Annotated in this window: 17 protein-coding genes; 6 read left to right on the top strand and 11 right to left on the bottom strand. The window is 66.3% G+C overall.

Features of this window, described 5'->3' with window-relative positions:
* Nucleotides 1–171 precede the first annotated feature (171 nt).
* Nucleotides 172–1,128, bottom strand: a complete 957-nt coding sequence (locus tag ACO2RV_RS03500; RefSeq protein WP_423289841.1) for a LysR family transcriptional regulator — start codon at nt 1,126–1,128, stop codon at nt 172–174.
* 138 nt (nt 1,129–1,266) lie between these two features.
* Between ACO2RV_RS03500 and ACO2RV_RS03495 the strand changes: the two genes are divergently transcribed.
* Genes ACO2RV_RS03495 through ACO2RV_RS03475 form a run of 5 tightly spaced genes read left to right on the top strand, consistent with a single transcriptional unit; the run spans nt 1,267 to nt 5,980 of the window.
* A complete protein-coding gene (locus ACO2RV_RS03495; RefSeq protein ID WP_423289839.1) occupies nt 1,267–2,229 on the top strand; it encodes an ABC transporter permease in 963 nt (320 codons plus the stop codon).
* Nucleotides 2,226–3,020, top strand: coding sequence for an ABC transporter permease (locus ACO2RV_RS03490; protein ID WP_423289837.1), 795 nt, complete (start codon nt 2,226–2,228; stop codon nt 3,018–3,020). The genes ACO2RV_RS03495 and ACO2RV_RS03490 overlap by 4 nt, the downstream gene beginning before the upstream one ends.
* Nucleotides 3,021–3,058: 38 nt before the next feature.
* A complete protein-coding gene (locus tag ACO2RV_RS03485) occupies nt 3,059–4,129 on the top strand; it encodes an extracellular solute-binding protein (protein ID WP_423289835.1) in 1,071 nt (356 codons plus the stop codon).
* A gap of 37 nt (nt 4,130–4,166) precedes the next feature.
* A complete protein-coding gene (locus ACO2RV_RS03480) occupies nt 4,167–5,273 on the top strand; it encodes an ABC transporter ATP-binding protein (RefSeq protein ID WP_423289833.1) in 1,107 nt (368 codons plus the stop codon).
* Nucleotides 5,270–5,980, top strand: a complete 711-nt coding sequence (locus tag ACO2RV_RS03475) for a maleate cis-trans isomerase family protein (protein ID WP_423289831.1) — start codon at nt 5,270–5,272, stop codon at nt 5,978–5,980. The genes ACO2RV_RS03480 and ACO2RV_RS03475 overlap by 4 nt, the downstream gene beginning before the upstream one ends.
* 57 nt (nt 5,981–6,037) lie before the next feature.
* On the opposite strand, the gene ACO2RV_RS03470 is transcribed toward ACO2RV_RS03475, so the two are convergent.
* The 10 genes from ACO2RV_RS03470 to ACO2RV_RS03425 form a co-directional block, all read right to left on the bottom strand.
* Nucleotides 6,038–7,759, bottom strand: a complete 1,722-nt coding sequence (locus ACO2RV_RS03470) for a nitrilase-related carbon-nitrogen hydrolase (protein ID WP_423289829.1) — start codon at nt 7,757–7,759, stop codon at nt 6,038–6,040.
* A gap of 173 nt (nt 7,760–7,932) precedes the next feature.
* Nucleotides 7,933–8,922 (bottom strand): acetamidase/formamidase family protein, encoded by a 990-nt coding sequence (locus tag ACO2RV_RS03465; RefSeq protein WP_423289827.1) that lies wholly within the window; start codon nt 8,920–8,922, stop codon nt 7,933–7,935.
* 30 nt (nt 8,923–8,952) lie between these two features.
* Nucleotides 8,953–9,666, bottom strand: coding sequence for an ABC transporter ATP-binding protein (locus ACO2RV_RS03460; RefSeq protein ID WP_423289825.1), 714 nt, complete (start codon nt 9,664–9,666; stop codon nt 8,953–8,955).
* The gene (locus ACO2RV_RS03455) at nt 9,659–10,402 is read right to left on the bottom strand and encodes an ABC transporter ATP-binding protein (RefSeq protein WP_423289823.1); all 744 of its coding nucleotides are present in this window, start codon (nt 10,400–10,402) and stop codon (nt 9,659–9,661) included. Before ACO2RV_RS03455 ends, ACO2RV_RS03460 begins: the two co-directional genes overlap by 8 nt.
* Nucleotides 10,402–11,478, bottom strand: coding sequence for a branched-chain amino acid ABC transporter permease (locus tag ACO2RV_RS03450; RefSeq protein ID WP_423289821.1), 1,077 nt, complete (start codon nt 11,476–11,478; stop codon nt 10,402–10,404). Before ACO2RV_RS03450 ends, ACO2RV_RS03455 begins: the two co-directional genes overlap by 1 nt.
* A 22-nt stretch (nt 11,479–11,500) precedes the next feature.
* Nucleotides 11,501–12,373, bottom strand: coding sequence for an ABC transporter permease subunit (locus ACO2RV_RS03445; RefSeq protein WP_423289819.1), 873 nt, complete (start codon nt 12,371–12,373; stop codon nt 11,501–11,503).
* A 128-nt stretch (nt 12,374–12,501) separates the two neighbouring features.
* Nucleotides 12,502–13,740, bottom strand: coding sequence for an urea ABC transporter substrate-binding protein (locus ACO2RV_RS03440; protein WP_423289817.1), 1,239 nt, complete (start codon nt 13,738–13,740; stop codon nt 12,502–12,504).
* 19 nt (nt 13,741–13,759) lie between these two features.
* Entirely contained in the window at nt 13,760–14,416 is a 657-nt protein-coding gene (locus tag ACO2RV_RS03435; protein ID WP_423289815.1) for an ANTAR domain-containing response regulator, read from the bottom strand.
* Nucleotides 14,416–15,564 carry a transporter substrate-binding domain-containing protein gene (locus ACO2RV_RS03430; RefSeq protein ID WP_423289813.1) on the bottom strand — a complete coding sequence of 383 codons (1,149 nt, stop codon included), beginning with the start codon at nt 15,562–15,564 and terminating at the stop codon, nt 14,416–14,418. Before ACO2RV_RS03430 ends, ACO2RV_RS03435 begins: the two co-directional genes overlap by 1 nt.
* Nucleotides 15,565–15,802: 238 nt before the next feature.
* A complete protein-coding gene (locus ACO2RV_RS03425) occupies nt 15,803–16,690 on the bottom strand; it encodes a LysR substrate-binding domain-containing protein (protein WP_423289811.1) in 888 nt (295 codons plus the stop codon).
* A gap of 150 nt (nt 16,691–16,840) precedes the next feature.
* Here ACO2RV_RS03425 and ACO2RV_RS03420 point away from each other — a divergent pair, with 150 nt between their 5' ends.
* Nucleotides 16,841–17,782, top strand: coding sequence for a choline ABC transporter substrate-binding protein (locus ACO2RV_RS03420; RefSeq protein ID WP_423289809.1), 942 nt, complete (start codon nt 16,841–16,843; stop codon nt 17,780–17,782).
* Nucleotides 17,783–17,824 lie beyond the last annotated feature (42 nt).

Below are 17,824 nucleotides of genomic sequence, written 5' to 3'. Positions count from 1 at the left end.
GAAGCGGTGCGATCACCGACCACTCGAAATCCGTCAGGTCAAAGCGCGCCATCTCAACCTCCAGGGCTGAGATCAGTGAATCAAAACAATGCTCCGCTGGGAATCCCCTTATGGGTATGTCACCTAGGCCGCCAGCGCCAATCCCATCGGAATCGTGCCGGGCATCACGCTCTAGACGTGCCCGGCACGCCTGCTGTCGCCGGAGGCGCGTGCGTGCCGGATCGACGACATGATCTCGTCGGTGAGCATGTTCGCGACGATCCGCCCGATCCGTGAAAGCGGCTTCGTCGCATCGATCGCGACGGAGACGGTCTGCGGTTCGGCGCCCTTGTCGCGTACCGGCAGGAACACCAGCGAGCCGGCGATGATCTCCGGCGCCGCATCGAGCTCCGAAGTAAAGGCCACGTAGCTGCCGCCGCGGGCGAGCTGCTTCACCAGTTGCAGCGAATTCGTGACCAGCGCCTTTTGCGGATCGGCAAACAACCAGCCATAGCGCGCGTCGAGATAGCGGCGGATCATCAGAGCCTTGCTCTGCAGCGCGATTGGATAAGCCACCACCTCCTGCAGGCTGACGGTCTCGCTCCTTGCCAGCGCGTGGGCCGGAGCGACGACGCAGCCGAACGGCAATTCGGCGCTCCAGTGAACATGGATGTCCCGGCGCGGCATGAGATTGAAGATCGCCGCAATGTCCGCGTTGCCCGCCAGCAGCGCGGTCAGCGCATCGTCCGGGCTGGCGATCTCGACTTCCAGCGAAATGCGCGGCTGCTCGGCCGCCAGACGCTCAATGAAGCCCGGCAGCAGGCCATTGGCATGGCTGTCCATGGCGACCAGTCGGACGTGCCCCTGATCGACCCCCTGCAACTGCTTGATCTCGGCGGCGACGCGGCGCTCGTCGGACCTCCAGCGACGGGACAGCGTCACCAGCGCGTCGCCGGCCGCGGTCAGCCGCATGCCCCGCGGCAGCCGCTCGAACAACTCGACGTCGAGCTCCTGCTCCAGCAGCAGGATCTGCCGGTCGATGGCCGAAGCGGCGACGTTCAACTCCTTGGCCGCCTTCTGGATGGAGCCCGAGCGGGCCACCTGATCGAGATAGCGGAGCGAAGCCGGGACGAGAGAGGAGCGCGCCATCGAACCATCCTAATTTTTCGAATGGACTGTTGCTCAATCTGCGCTGGACGGCAACGCGCTTGTCGCGGAATCTGCCAATGGACAAACCCAGACAGAAGCGCCATCGGATCGATATCCGGGCCGCAACGGGAACCGCCGATGAGCCGCGCCGAGAGCCTCGACGTGCCCGCCCTCCCCCCTGGCGAGAGCGTTGCCGCGCGCCCCGCCGGAAGGGCATGGGCCCGGCTCGCCGGCGCCCGCTACGCCGGCTACCTCCTGGTGGCGCCGACCGTACTGTTTCTCGCCGTGTGGTTTCTCTGGCCGGTCCTGACCATGGTCCATCTCAGCCTGACCGCGCACAGCGTGGACGGGGTGATGATCGAGGGCTTCACGCTGGAGAACTACATCCGGCTGTTCTCCTCCGACCTGTATTTCCGAATCCTGATGCGCACCATCCGCATCGCGCTGCTGACCAGCCTGTTCGCCGCGCTGTTCGCCTACCCGCTCGCCATCGCCATCGCCCGCGGCGGTCCGGCGCTGGCCCGGCTCGTGACCATCACCATCCTCGCGCCGCTGCTGGTGAATGTGGTGGTGCGCTCCTATGGCTGGCAGACCATCCTCAACAAGACCGGCGCCCTCGCCTGGCTGCTGAAGCTCATGGGCGTCAGCAACCCGCCCGTGCTGCTCTACACCGAGTGGGCGGTGCTGATCGCCTGCGTGCATGTCTATCTCCCCTTCATGGTCATGCCGCTCGCGAGCGCCATCGGCCGCATCGACCGCACGGTAGAAGAGGCGGCGCGCGTGGCCGGCGCGTCGCGGGTCTCCGTCATGCTGAAGGTCATCCTGCCGCTCAGCCTGCCCGGCCTCGCGGTCGGCGCCTCGCTGGTGTTCTCGCTGAGCGCGGCGGCCTATGTCACGCCGCAGATCCTCGGCGGCAACTTCTCTCCACTGCTCGGCACGCTGATCGAACAGCAGATTCTTACCCTGAACGACTGGCCGTTCGGGGCGGCGATCTCGACGCTGCTGATCGCCATGGTGCTGGCCTCCAACCTCGTCTTCCTGAAGCTGGTGAGCCGGCGCTTCGCGCGCTGGACGGCGACCACGAGCGAGGGCGCGCAATGAACGAGACCGTCAGCCCGTGGCTCAAGATCGTGGTCGGCGTCATCCTGCTGATCGTCGTCGCGCCGCTGGTCGTGCCGCTCATGATGTCGATTTCCGACACGCCCTACATCGTGTTTCCCCCGCAGGGCTTCACGCTGAAATGGTACGGCGCCGTGCTCGCCAATCCGGAGGCGCGCGGCAGTTTCCTGTTCTCGCTGGAGCTGGCGGCAATCGTCACGGTGGTGTCGCTCGTTCTCGGTGTTCCCTGCGCGGCCGGGCTCACCCGGTTCAAGGTTCGCGGACAGGACGCGGTTCTCGCCCTCATCCTGTCGCCGCTGATCGTGCCGCTGATCGTCACCGGGGTCGCGCTGCTCCAGCTTTTCGCCCTGCTCGGCTCGCGCGCGACGATGCTTCAGCTCGTCATCGGCCACACGGTGGTCTGCCTGCCCTATGTCATCCGCTCGGTGTCGGCGAGCCTCCTGCTGGTCAACCGAAGCCTCGAGGACGCCGCCGCCGTGCTGGGCGCGCCGCCCCACGTCGTCGCGACCAGGGTGATCTGGCCGCAGGTCCGCCCCGGCATCCTCGCCGGCGGCATCTTCAGCTTCATCGTCTCCTTCGACGACTACCCCATCTCGATGTGGCTCGCCGATGGCAACCACTTCCCGGTGCCGCTCTACCTCTACACCGTCATCGAGCGCTCCTTCGATCCCTCGATCGCGGCCATCGCCTCGCTGATGATCTTCTTCGCCCTCCTTCTCGTGCTCGTCATCGAGAAGGTCTTCGGACTGAGCCTGGCACGGCTCGCGAGCTGAATGCCGGCCAATCGCAAAACCAGAACAGGGGAACACGCATGACCAACCTATCGCGTCGCGGCTTCGGCAAATTCGCTCTTGGCGCCACCGCTCTGGCCGCCCCCATGGGTTTCGTCCGCAACAGCTGGGCGCAGGGCAAGGAAATCCAGATCGGCATCTGGGGCGGCTCGCAGGGCGAGTTCGTCAAGAAAAATATCATCCCGGCCTTCGAAAAGGATTTCGGCGCCAAGGTCACCGCGGAAGAGGGCTTCACCCTCGCCAATGTCGGCAAGATGCGGGCGACCAAGGCCAATCCGAAATTCTCCGTCATGTTCATCGATGACGTGGCGATCCCGATCTGCAAGAGCGAGGGCCTGATCGAGCAACTGCCGGCAGCCGACATGCCCGCGCTTGCCAAGCTCTACCCGCGCTTCGGCTTTGACGGCTGGGGCACGGCGCTCGCCATCTCCGTGGCCAGCATGTTCCACAATACGTCGATCGCGCCGCCCGCCAGCTATGCCGACCTGTGGAAGCCGGACTATGCCGGCAAGCTGAAGCTGGTCAGCCCGAAGAACACCCCGTCGGTGTTCTTCCTGATCGTCGCGGCATCGGTGAAGTCGGGCAAGCCGTTCGCCGAGGCGCAGTACCTGATCGACGACAGCTTCGACAAGGTGGCGGAGTTGAAGCCGAACATCATGAACCTGTTCGACAACGGACCCCAGGCCGCCGCCGAGGTGGCGCAGGGCCAGGCCGAGATCGGCCTGCTGGAGCTGTCCAAGTACATCTATCCCTACACCGCCAAGGGCGCCCCGGTGACGATGAGCTTTCCCAGGGAGGGCAGCTTCGCCGGCAATAACTGCCAGGTCCTGGTGAAGGGCGGGCCGAACAGGGACCTCGCCGTCGCCTTCATGAACCGCATGCTGGAGCCCGCCGTGCAGAAGGCGTTCTCCGAATATGCACTGACGGCGCCGCCGGTCTCCGGCATCGAGTTCTCCAAGGAGACGCTGAAGTACATCGCCTATCCCGTCGAGGAAATGGACAAGCGCGGCCTGTTCACGCCCGACTGGGAATACATCAACGCCCGGCGCTCGGGCTGGACCGAGAAGCTGAACGGCATCTTCGCCGTCTGACGGTTCCCGACCACGACAAGCCAAAAGGGGAAACGGGATGGCGACAGCATCATCAGCGGGCGGGGCCGAGGTGCGCCTCAGCGGCATCAGCCGCTTCTATGGCGACGTGCAGGTGGTGCGCGACGTCAATCTGAAGGCGGCGGGCGGGGAAATCCTCGCCTTGCTCGGCCCCTCCGGCTGCGGCAAGACCACGACGCTGCGCATGGTCGCCGGTCTCGTCCAGCCCTCGGCCGGCGAGATCACCATCGACGGCGCGGCGGTCACCGGCTTGCCGGTGCATCGGCGCAACCTCGGCATGCTGTTCCAGAACTACGCGCTGTTTCCGCACCTCACAGTTCTGGAGAACGTCGCCTTCGGCCTCACCATGCGCGGCGTCTCCAAGGCCGAAACCGCCGAGCGCGCGCGGCAGGCGCTTGCCCTCGTGCGCCTGACCGGCTTCGAGGAGCGGATGCCGGCGGCGCTCTCCGGCGGCCAGCAGCAGCGTGTGGCTATGGCCCGCGCGATCGTCTACCGCCCGCGCGTGCTGCTGCTCGACGAGCCCTTCGGCGCGCTCGACAAGAAATTGCGCGAGGAGATGCAGATCGAACTGCGCCAGCTCTGCAACGAACTGGGCCTCACCACGATCCTTGTCACCCACGACCAGGAGGAAGCGCTCATACTGGCCGACCAGATCGCGGTGATGCGCGGCGGCCGCATCGAGCAGGTGGCCGCAGCCCGCACCATCTATGAGCGGCCGGTCTCGCATTTCGTCGCCGACTTCATCGGCAGCTCGAATTTCCTGCCGGCCGGCATCGTCGAGAAATCCGGCGAACGCACGGTGCTGAAGACGGCCAGCGGCCAGCTGTTCGAGAGCACCGTTCCCAACGACTTCACCGTGCAGGAGCGCGTGGCGGTCGCCATCCGGCCCGAGAGCGTGCGGCTCGTCCCCGGCGAGGCACCCGCCGCTGCCAACACGCTGACCGGCAACATCCGGCGCAGCCTGTTCAAGGGACAGGTCCTCTCGGTGTGGATGAGCATCGGCGGCGGGGCCGAACTCCTCGTCTCGGTACCGATCGAAGAAGCGGGAACGAGAAGCCCCCAGCCCGGCGAGGTGTGGACGGCGCGCTGGGCTGCCGAGCGTACGCTTGTGGTGCGCGAACAGTGAACGGACATCACCTGGAAATGCCCCATGCGATCGGCGTCATCGTGCCGTCGTCGAACCGCGTCGTCGAACGGGTGACACGCGCCATTCTCGGCGAGCGGCCGTATATCGACGCCTGCTTCACCCGCGTGCCCTATGCCGGCCATCCGCCCGATGGCTACGACATGACCTCGTTCGAGCAGGCGGCGCGCCTGCTGGCCCAGGCGCGCCCCGACGTCATCCTGTGGAACGCGACCCGCGGTGCCCTGATCGGCTTCGAGCCGGATCGCCGGCTGTGCGCGGCGATCGAAGGCGAGGCCGGCATTCCATGCACGACGACGGCGCTGGCGACCGTCGATCTGCTGCGACGGCGGAGCCTGCGCCGGATCGGGCTCGTCGCGCAGGGCGACGACGAGGACGGGCGGCGCCTGAAGCAGACTTTCGCGCAGGAGGGTATCGAGATCGTCGTCGGGCACAATTTCGGCATCGAGGACAACTTCGAGGCCGCAAGCGTAGGTCCGCAGGAGATCGAGACGCAGGTTGGCCGTCTCGCCGCTACCGCCGAACTCGATGCGGTGCTGATCTGGAGCACCAATCTCGCCGGCCACGGACTGACCTCCGGTCTGGGCGAGCGTCTGGGCATTCCGGTGCTGGACTCGGCAGCGCTGGGCATCCTCCACGCGCTGCCCTTCGTCACCACGGCCCGGGCGCCGGCGATGCAGCCAGGCTGATCCTCGTTCCCGGCGCCACTCGCCCTCCTGCCGTCAGCGGATCAGCGGATCAGCGGATCAGCGGATCAGCGGCACGTAATGATGCGGCTGGCGCATCGTCACCAGATCCTTGCGCCGCACCACATTGGTGGGATAGCGCGTGTCGAGGTTCGAGGTGTCGATCTCGGCGGCGATAACCCCCTCGCCTTCTCCGAGGATCGCCTCGCGACGGGGAAACTCGAATGTATCCGGCCCGAACACGCCGCTCTTGCCGTGATAGCCGGACGCCTCGTCGATCACATTGGCAAAGGCGAGATGGACATTGTTCTCGCCGGCGCGGGCGCGCATCAGATGCCAATGGTGCGGGTCGGCGCCAGTGGGGATCGGGTAGTTCTGCGCGACCGCACTGCCGGCGTGCGGGGCCGCGAGTTTGCCGCGCAGCGCGGCGGGGCAGAGCACAAGATCGCAGCCACGCAGCGCCAGCACGCGTCCCGCCTCGGGGAAGGCGGCGTCATGGCCGATCAACAGGCCGACGCGGCCGAACTTGGTGTCGAAGACGCCCCACTCGTCGCCCGGCGTGGCCCAGTTGTGGTCGGAGGCATCGAGATGGGTCTTGCGGTAGCGACCGATCACGCCCTGCGGACCGACCAGCACGGCGCTGTTGTAGAGCGTTCCCTCGTCGTCCTCGGCGAAGCCGACGGCGATGTGGATGCCATGGCGCGCGGCGATGGCCGTCAGCCGCGCGACCGCCGGCCCGTCGAGCCGCACCGCATCCGGGGCATCGAGGCCGGTGACGGCGCGTTCGGGGAAGACGACGAGTTCCGCCCCCTCTTCGCGCGCGGCGGTGGCCGCCAGTTGCTCGATGCGGGCGAGATTGGCCGCGACGTCGCCGCTCGGGGCGAACTGCGCCACGGCGACGCGCGAGCGCCGGCCCGGCGGCAGCGGGCGATGGCCGTAGAGGCTGAAGAAATCCAGCGGGTTCCAGCCGAGCGTGCCGGTCGGCAGTTCCATGTAGAGCTCCGGCCGGCGCTGCTCGAACACGCTCTCGCCGAACACCCGGCGGGCGCGGGCCCGCTCCAGGTCGATCTCGGCATGGGCGATGCCGTCGCCCGCGTCGATCACCGCCTCGATGGCGCCGTCCGGCCCGATGACGCAGCTGCCGCCGGAGAATTGCACGGTACGCTCCAGTCCCCAGCGATTGGCCTCGATGAGGTAGCAGCTGTTCTCCACCGCGCGGGTGATCCAGTACGGCGCCGGCGTGCGCTCGGCCAGCCAGTTGGAGATGTGGCAGATGATGTCGGCACCGCCGAGGCCGACGAGACGGGCGGTCTCGACGAAATGGATGTCCATGCATACCAGCAGGGCGATGCGGCCGATCGGCGTATCGAACACCTGATGGCCGAGATCGCCCGGCGCCGACCATTTTGGCTCGGCGATGTAGGGATGGGTCTTGCGGTGCGTGCCGACCACGCCCTGCGGACCGATCAGCACGGCGGAATTGAAGTAGAGATTGGTGTCCGGATCGACCTCCGGCATGCCGACGACGATGTAGCAGTCGTGCGTGCGCGCCACCGCGGCGAAGCGATCCGTCGTCGGTCCGGGGATCGGCTCGACGAAGGGGGCGACCTCCGCGCGATCGAACCAGCAATAGCCGGTGGTGCCCATTTCCGGCGTCACGATGAGCCTGGCGCCGTCCTGCGCAGCCTCGGTGACCATCCCGACGAGGCGCGCAATGTTGCGCTCCTTCTCGAACATGGTCGGCTCGAACTGGACGGTGGCGACCTTGAGGGATGTGGTCATCGGCACTCTCCGGGACAGCAGGGGGCGTTCGGCGCCCGCATGGTCACGCGGTCGCGCCGGGAATGGGTTGGCGGGCGATCTTCGGGGCGGTGAGGGAAAACGCGATCGAGAACGTAGAGCGCCCCTCACCCCAACCCTCTCCCCCAACGGGGAGAGGGAGATAAGGCCATGGGTCAGCCCAGATAGGACTTCAGGATCGACGCACCCAGCGTGTATTTGGGGTCCACCATGTTGCCGACGCGCACGCGGCCGCACTGGGTCAGCAGCATGTAGGCCTCGATCTCGTCGAAGCCGTAATCGGCCGCCATCCAGCGGATGAGGTCGCGATAGGCCATGCGGGCGGCGTCCTCCATCGGGCGGGTGGAGCCGATGGACATGATGAAGTCCTGCGTCTCCAGCCGCGGCGTACCGATGGTCCAGCCCTTGATGAGGTCGATCTGCACGGTGGTGACGGTCGGGTGCTCCAGGGCGACACCGCACAACTCGCCGTCACCCTGCGTGGCGTGGCAGTCGCCGAGATAGAGCAGGCCGCCCTCGATGTTGACCGGCAGATAGATGACCGCGCCGATGCCGACATCCGGCAGATCCATGTTGCCGCCGTAATAATCCGGCTGCAGGGAGGTGATCGCCTCGATCTCCGGCGAGGTGCCGATCGTGCCGATGAAGGGCACGTAGGGCAGCGTGATCTTGTCGTTCCATTTCGTGCCGGTCTCGGCGTCGACATGTAGCTTCTTCACCCGGATCGGCAGCGGCGCGTTCAGCATCGCCGTGTCCTTGGTCGGCACGAGGCCGCCGAAATCCGGCATGATGAGCGTGGTGCCGACCGGCTGCGCGCCGCGCGGCTTGATGTCCTTGATGTAGACCGCCAGCGTGTCGCCTTTCTGCGCGCCATTGACGTAGATCGGGCCGTTCTGCGGGTTGAGATAGGGGAAGTTCAGGATGTCGAGCGGGTTGTCGGTCTCGCTGGTGATCTTGCCCTCGAAGGCGTCGTGCGTCTCGGCGGCGACCACCGCGCCGGGATCGACCTTCAGCGCCGGCTCGACATAGGGGCCGTAGACATAGTGATACGTGCCCTGCTCCGCCTCGGTGAGGGAGTGGGACGTGCCCGCCTGACCCTTGGCGAGGCCTTTGCGAGCCATGATGGAGTTCTCGAGCCAGGACATGATGTTCTCCTTGGAAGCTGGCTTTCGCGATCAGACGGCGAGGTGGCCTCGCATGGCGTCGCCGTCGGCAAGCGCCTCGCGCTCGAGTTCGGCGACGATGCGGCCCTTGTCCATGACGTAGCAGCGCTGCGCCATCGCCCGGATCATGTCGATGTTCTGCTCGACGAGGACGACGGTGACGCCGGTGTCCTTGTTGAGCTGCACCATGATGCGGGCGATGTCCTGCACGATGTTGGGCTGGATGCCCTCGGAGGGCTCGTCGAGCAGGATGAGCTGCGGGTTGGCGACCAGCACGCGGCCGATGGCGAGCTGCTGCTGCTGGCCGCCCGACATGGTGCCGGCGCGCTGGCCCCAGCGCTCGCGCAGGATCGGGAAATAGCCCAGCACCCGCTCGCGGTCGGCCTCCGAAACGCCGCCCTGGCGCATGCCACCCACCGCGATGTTCTCGGCGACGGTGAGGCGCGGGAACACGTCGCGGCCCTGCGGGACATAGCCGATGCCGAGTCGCGCCCGGCGGAAGGCGGAGAGCTGCTCCACCGGCTTGTCGCGATAGACGATGGCGCCGTCCATGGTCGGCACCAGGCCGATCAGGCTCTTCATCAGCGTCGACTTGCCGACGCCGTTGCGGCCGATGACGGCGACGATCTCGCCCTCGCGCACCTCAAGGTCGAGGCCCTGAAGCACGGGCTTGCCGCCGTAGCCGGCGCGCAGGCCGAGAGTGGAGAGTATGACTTCCTTACGCATGGGTGCCACCTGAATGCTCGTGGGCGGTGGTCTGGCCGAGATAGATCGCGGCGACTTCCTCGTTGGAGACGATGTCGTCGATCGAGCCCTGGGCGAACACCTTGCCCAGATGCAGCACCGTCACCTTGTCGGCGACCTGGCGCACGAAGGCCATGTCGTGCTCGACCGCGAGCACGGTCATGCCCTCGGCGTTGAGGCGCTTGACCATCTCGCCGGTGGCGTGGGTCTCCTCCGGCGACATGCCGGCGGTCGGCTCGTCGAGCAGCAGCAGGCGCGGCTTCAGGCTGATCGCCATGCCGATCTCAAGCCACTGCTTCTGGCCGTGGCTGAGATTGCCGGCGAGGCGCCTGGCGTCGGCGGCGAGGTTGAGGAAATCGAGCAGCGTGTCGATCTCCTCGCCCAGCGTCGCCGGATCGTAGTGGTGCTGCATCGCGATTTCGAGGTTCTGCCGCACGCTCAGCGCCTTGAAGATGCCGGGCACCTGGAACTTGACGCTCATGCCCCGACGGATGCGCTGGAACGGCTTGAGGCGGGTGATATCCTCGCCGCCGAACAGGATCGCGCCCGAACTCGCGAGATGCTCGCCGAGGATCAGGCGGAACAGCGTCGACTTGCCGGCGCCGTTCGGCCCGATCAGGCAGTGGATCTCGCCGGTCTCCAGCACGAGGTCGACATTGTTGGTGACGTGCAGGCCGCCGAAACGCTTGTTAAGGGCGCGGGTTTCGAGGAGCGACATCAGGCGTCTCCCGACTGGCCGTTCGAGGCGCGGCTGGCGAACGGGCGGGCGAGCAGTCCTGCCAGCGCGAAGATGAGTCCCCGTGGGGCAAGCAGGACGGTGAGCACCAGCATCGCCCCCATCACCACCAGCGCGTACTGGCTGCCATGGATGGTCAGCGCCTGGAAAACGGCGAGCACGGTGACGGTACCCACCAGCGTCGTCGTGAGGTCCGAGCGCCCGCCGACCGCGACCCACACGATGGGAAGCGCGGCGGCGGTCATGCCCATGCTGGAGGGGGTGATGTACTGGCCCCAGCTGGTGTAGAGCACGCCCGACAGCCCGGCGAGCGCGGCGCCGATGACGAAGGCGCCCAGCTGGTACTTGCGAATGTCGTAGCCCAGCATCTCGGCCCGCTCGGGGTTCTCGCGGATGGCGACGAGGATGTTGCCGAAGGACGAGTTCACCAGGATGCGCAGCCCGAGATAGACCAATACCAACAGGCCGAGCACGACGTAGTAGAGCTGCACGTCCGGGAACAGCACGATGTCGCCGCCCGGCCAGGGGAGTGTGAGCGGGGGCATGTTGCTCATGCCGTTGAAGCCGTTAAGCCGGGCCGCACCGATCTTCCATTCCGGGCCGGCGGTCTGCGCCATGAAGCGCTCCAGCACCAGCGTGACAGACAGGGTGACGATGCCGAGGAACACGCCGGAGATGCGGCCGAAGAACAGGAAGTAGCCGAGCAGCGCGGCGAACAGCGCCGCGACCGCCACGGCGAAGACCAGTGCCACCAGGGTGAAGCCGTAGGCCGCGCCGAAATTAATGGTGAGGATGCCGTAGCTGTAGCCGGCAATGCCGAAGAAGGCCGTCTGGCCGAAGCTCAGTGAGCCGCCATAGCCCCAGATCAGGCACAGGCCGAGCGCCATGAAGATCCAGGTGAAGAAGTACACCGTGTTGCCAACCGTATAGCCGTCCGAGAACAGCGGGTAGGCGCAGGCGCCGGCCAGCACGACGAGGAAGCCGACCCAGAAGCCCGGGCCGCGGCCCAGCGTCTGCGGGCCTTCCAGGCGGCGGAAGAAGCGTGAGAGCGCGTTCATGTTGCTTTTTCTCGTGTCCAGGTCAGGCGCGCTCGCGCAGCAGGAAGCCGGAGATGCCACGCGGCAGGACCCGGATGACGACGATGACGGTGAGGAGCAGGCCGATCTGGCCGAAAAGCTGGCCGTACCAGGAGGTCATGGTCGCCTTGACCACGGCGAGTACGGCGGCGGCCGGCGCGGTGCCGAGGAATACGTCGGCGCCGCCGACGACGACCGTGACGAAGGCTTCCATGATGAAGGTGGTGCCCATGGTCGGCACCAGCGTCATGGTCGGCGCGTAAAGGCCGCCGGCCAGGCCCGCCAGGCCGGCGCCGAGCGCGAAGGTCAGGCTGTAGACGAGGCGCGTGTCGATGCCGAGCGCCGCGGCCATGTGCGGCACCTGGATGGTGGCGCGGGCCATGACGCCAAAGCGGGTCCAGTTGAACAGCGCGTAGAGGCCGGCGAGCACCGCCACCGCCGCGCCGAACAGCACAAGGCGGTAGATCGAGTAGGAATACTCGCCGACCGGGAAGCTGCCGAAGGGCGTGCCGACGCCGGCCATGGTCGAGCCGAGCAGGATCAGCGTGCCCTGCGTGCCGATGAGGCTGAGGCCCCATGTGGCGACGATGGTGTCGAGCGGCCGGTCGTAGAGATGACGGATCACCAGAATTTCGACCACGGCACCCACCGCGCCCGACACCATCGCACCGATGGCGATGGCGAGCGGCAGCGGCACGCCGGCATGGGCGGCGGAGACGGTGACATAGGCCCCGCACATGATGAACTCGCCATGCGCCAGATTGATCACCCCCATCATCCCGAAGATGACGGCAAGGCCGCAGGCGGACAGGACCAGAAAGGCGAAGGCGTCGCCGAACTGGTAGAGCGCGGAGAAGGCGAGAGTTCCGACATCCATCGGCGGCGGCCCTGGTCTGGAGGTAAGGAGGTTGTCCCGGCACGGAGGGGGTCGGCCGGGACAACGCACGGGAGTCGCCAGTGTGGCGGTCCTCCCGCGAGGGGGTCAAAGAGCGATCCGGCCGCGGATCAGTTCTTCGGCGGCGGGTTCGAGGGCGTGTACTGCGCGCTCGGGTCGCTCTTGGTCAGGTCGCAACCGGCCTCACCGAGCCAGTAGGGCTTGATGTCCTCCCAGACCTTCGGGAAGGAGATCGAGTGATCCGCGCCCACCTTGGCGAGATAGATGGTGTGCGACATGTGCTGGCTCTTGGGGTCGAGGCAGACCTTGCCCTCGGGGGCGTCCATGCAGACGTCGCCCTTGGCGATCTCCTTGCGCAGGTCATCGCGCTTGGTCGACTTCGCGCGCTCTACCATCTGCTTGTAGAGATAGACCGCGAGGTAGGAGTTCTCGGCCTCCTGGTTAACATAGGGCTCGTCCGGGAACTTCGCCTTGAACTTGGCGAAGAACGCCTTGGAGGCCGGCGAGTCGATTTCTTCGATGTAGTTGGTGGTGACGTACATGTCCTTCAGCGATGGCGGCTTGAAGCGCTTGTGCTCATAGCCCTGGCCGACGTTCACCGAGGAGGCCATCGGCAGGTTCACGCTGGCGGAAGCCGCCTGCTCGTAATAGGAGGCCTGCGCCGTGCCGACGAGCAGCGTCACCACGAAGTCCGGCTTGGCCTTCTGGATGTTCTGGATGTTCTGCGAGAACTGCGAGACGCCGAGCGGGATGAAGTCCTCGCCGACCATTTCACCGCCGTGTTCCTTGACGATGTTGCGCACCCATTCGGCGGAGATCTGGCCGAAATTATAGTCGGCGGCGAGCGTGTAGACCTTCTTGCCGTACTTCTCCATCATCCACGGGATGAGGGTGGAGAACTGCTGCTCGGGCACCGCGCCGGTGACGATCATGTTGGCGTCGCAGACGCCGCCTTCATACTGGTTGTTGTAGAAGGCCAGGCCGTCGAACTGGTTGACGATCGGGCGGTAGGCTTCGCGCGAGGCCGAGGAGAAGCCGGCGAACACGGCGTCCACCTTGTCGCGCTGGAGCACGCGGCGCATGAACTCCTGATAGCGCGTATTGTCGGACTGGGTGTCGTAGATCACCAGTTCCAGCGGGCGGCCGTCGATGCCGCCAGCCTTGTTGATTTCCTCGGCGGCGAGCTGGATGGCGTGCACCTTGCCGATGGTCGCGGCGGCGAAGTCGCCGGACTGGTCCTCGAGGACGCCGAGCTTGATCGGGTCGGCGGCGAAAGCATGGGCAACGCTGAGCAAAAGCGTCCCCGAGAGGGCCGCGACGCGCAGCCCCCGCATGGTCTTCCCAGTCATATTACTCTCCTGTGAAAGGTTATATTCTTCCCACGCGAGACTCCGGCGGATGGAGTTGCGTCGGTTCATCGAGGGACTGCACCCTCGCCTTCATGAAGGCCTCGCAGTAATCTTCAAGAGTCTGCCGCGAGCGCATGCTTTCACGCCGCAGCCATTCATAGGCCGCGTCGTCATCGACGCCCGTCTCGGTCATACGGGCGATGATGGCCTTAACCACCGCGCGGCGACCGCGCCGGCGGCGATCCATGTCGTCGAGCCGCGTCCGAAGATCGCCGCGCAACAGGAACTGGTTGATGCCGAGGAACAGCGCGGTGTAGACCGCGCCACCCTGCACGGGCTTGCGCAGGAAGGCCGACGCGCCGAGATTGATCAGTTGCTTGAGCCGGCTCGGCGCTTCCACGCCGACGAGGCCAATCACCGGCACCGGCGGCTGACGCGAACCGGCGCTGATGTCGAGGGCGACCGGATTGTCGAGGTCGCCGTCGATGAACAGGATGTCGCGCTCGGCCTGAAGGGCGCCGACATCGACGTCCGCGCGCCCGTCCACCAGAGCGGGATAGCTCACGCCGACGCCGAGCTTGCCCAGCGTGTTCTCGAGCGCCTCGACGGCCGTGTGGCTGGACGTGACGATGTATGCCCGGCCGCCATTGAAATTCTGGAGCAGACGAGGAGCCATCACTTTACCACTCTCAATGAAGAGCTGCGGGTCGCGACCGCGTAGCGCGGCGATGACTGGACGAGATACGGGTCCGGCCGGACCGGACCCGGCGCCTCGACGAGAATGTCGAAGCGCGAGGATGCGTTTGAACGCCCAATTCGTGGCGTCAGGTAGGCGTGCAGCGTCTGCGGGTCGATGCGCACCTCGCCTTGCGGAGCGAGAAGATGCTGGCGCGTGGCGGCTTGCTTCACCGCCTCGACATCGTCCGTCCCCACTTCCGCCAGCGAGAGGATCAGCAGCTTCATCGCGATGTAGGAAGCTTCCGCGTCCGCCGATGTGGGGGGCCCTTCCGGGAAGGCCTCGTGGTAGGCGCGGGTAAACACCTCGTTGGCGGGCGTGGCGAGGGAGGAGAAATAGACGCTGGAGCTGAGGTGGCCGTCCACCGCGTCAGTGCCGATTTCCTCCAGCTCCGGCTCGGAAAGTGTGCAGCTTACCACCGGAATAACCTTCGGCTGGTCGATGCCGCGCTTGACGCAGGCCGCACGGAAGCTGCGGAAGAAGGCGTAATTGCTGGTGCCGATGAGATTGTTGAACACGAAAGCCGGCCGGGCTTCGAGGATCGCCTCGACGACCTGGTCGATCTCGGTGTCGCCCACCGCGACATAACGTTCGGCCAGCACCCGCGCGCCGCGCGCGGTCATCGCCTCGCGGAAGATGCGGGTGTTCTCCCACGCCCAGATGTAGTTGGAACCGATGCAGAAGGCACTCGACCCGATGGTCGCCAGCGCGTGATCGACAAGCGGAAGCACGTGCTGGTTCGGCGAGGCGCCGGTGTAGATGACGTTGTTGGAGCTCTCGAACCCCTCGTAATGCGAGGGATACCAGAGCAGCGCATCATGCTTCTCGAAGCAGGGAATCACCTCCTTGCGGCTGGAGGAGGTGTAGCAGCCGACCACGTGCCGGATATCGGCACGCAGCAGGTCGCGGCTGAGCGCGGCATAGCTGGCGAGATCGCCGCCCGGATTGACCACGACCGGCTCGATGGTGATGTCGGAAGCGGGCCGCTCGGCAACCGCCAGCAGCGCACCGTTCAGCATGGAACGGGCGACGATGCTGTAGGGTCCGGTGGTCGAGAACATGACCCCTATGCGGTAGTGCTTCGACACGCTTCGCTCCGACAAAAACAAAAAACGCCCGCCGGTCGTCAGACCGTGGGCGTCGTTGCCACCAACCCGCAGCGCAAGGACACGCCGTCGTTGGAAATGTTCACCGAGTTGCCGCGACATTGGGCATCTTTGCCCGCCGCTTGTTTCTTAGGCTCACGTGAACCCTGACTTTTGTCAAGCGCTTTTGTGACGGCGCCGGCAGGTAGATGTGGGCGGCGGCTCCCCCGCCTCCCGCGTCCTATCCCTGCTCGATGATCCAGTCGATCAGATCCCTTGCCGGCATCGAGGGCTCCGGCCCGGGGCGCACCCAGTAACCGCTCTCGGCGCGTGACAGCGGTGGGCCCGCCGCGACCAGCGTACCGTCGGCGATCGCGCCATCGATGAGGCCCGCCCAGCCGAGCGCGACGCCCTGGTCGGCGATCGCCGCCTGCACCACGAGGCCATAGGTGTTCAGGCTGAAATCGCCGGGGCCCGGCTCGCGCGCCACGTGCATCGCGGCAAACCAGTCGCGCCAGCCGAACCAGCGCGGGTGCGGCGTGCTCTCGAGATGCAGCAGCGGCAGGCCGGCGATCGGGCGTGGATCGTCCGTCAACCCATGGCGCGCGGCGAATTGCGGGCTGCATACGGGATAGACGCATTCCTCGAAGAGCTGGGTAGCGCCCTCGCCGAAATCCGTCCGCGTGCCGAACAGCACCGCGACATCCTCGGCCTCGTCGGCGCCGGGATCCGCCGCGGCGGAGGCGATGATGTGGACTTCCAGATCCGGGCGCACCAGCCTGAACTGGGCGACACGCGGCATCATCCAAAAGGACGCGAAGCCATAGTCGGTGAACAGCCGCACCACCGGGCGCCGGTTCATACGGCGAATTGCCCGCGCGCCCGCATCAAGTTCCGCCACGGCGGCGCTCGCGGCACGATGCAGCCTTTCACCCGCGACCGAGAGCGTGCTGCCACGATGGCCGCGCGCCAACAGGGGGGTGCCGAGCTGCTGCTCGAGAATGCGCACGGTGTAGCTGACCGCCGGCTGCGAGAGACCGAGCTCGTGCGCCGCCGCCGTCAGGCTGCCGAGCCGGCCGACGGCTTCGAACACCCGCACCCAGCCGAGATCGAGAAGGCGATCAGACATAAAATTCCATTGGGTCCGTCATTGAAAAGCGACAGCTTCACAGGCGTTGTCATTTAACGGTTTGATGAACGCCAGGGCAAGGCGGGCCATAGACCCAATCAAGGCACCCCTCTTGCGATCTTCGGCTCATAACCTTTCCAGAGGTCGACCATGAATCGCTTCCTAAGGGCCGCATGCGCCCTCTCCGCACTCCTCGCCGCGAGCACCGCCGTTGCTGCGGACGCACCCGCCTGCAAGACCGTCCGCATGTCGGATCCGGGCTGGACCGACATCACCTCGACCAATGCCATTGCCGGCGTGCTGCTGAGCGGGCTCGGCTACACGCAGGACGTGAAAACCCTCTCGGTGCCGATCGGCTACGAGTCGATGAAGAACAAGAACATCGACGTCTTCCTCGGCAACTGGATGCCGGCGCAGCAGAAATTCATCGACGCGCTCAATGAGGCGAAAGCGGTGGAGGTGCTCGCCACCAACCTGACCGGCGCCAAGTTCACCCTCGCCGTGCCCACTTACGTCGCCGAGGCGGGCGTGAAGGACTTCAGGGATCTTGCCGCCAATGCCGACAAGTTCGGCAAGCAGATCTACGGCATCGAGCCCGGCGCGCCGGCCAATGCCAACATCCAGAAGATGATCGACGCCGACGACTTCAGCCTCAAGGGCTGGAAGGTGGTCGAATCCGGCGAGCAGGCCATGCTGGCGCAGGTGAAGCGCTCGTCGAACGGCAAGGGCTGGATCGTGTTCCTCGCCTGGGCGCCGCACCCGATGAACGAGGCGTTCCCGATCACCTATCTCTCCGGCGGCGATGCCTATTTCGGGCCGAACTATGGCGGTGCCGACGTGCGCACATTGGCACGCACCGGCTGGCCGGCGGAATGTCCAAATGCTGCGACGTTGTTCCGCAACCTGAAGTTCGACCTGCCGATCGAGAACGCCATGATGGGCAAGATCCTCGACGAGGGACAGGAACCCAAGGCGGCGGCAACCGGCTGGCTGAAGGCGCATCCCGACGCGCTCGGCCCGTGGCTCGCCGGCGTCACCACCTTCGACGGCAAGCCCGGCCTGCCCGCCGTCAAGGCCGCGCTCGGCCTGTGACCTCTGCCGGCCGCCGGGACACCGGCGGCCGCGCCCCCTCTC

It is taken from the genome of Ancylobacter sp. VNQ12 (assembly GCF_049445835.1).
Lineage (GTDB): Bacteria > Pseudomonadota > Alphaproteobacteria > Rhizobiales > Xanthobacteraceae > Ancylobacter.
This window is presented reverse-complemented; position numbering and strand designations above follow the sequence as displayed.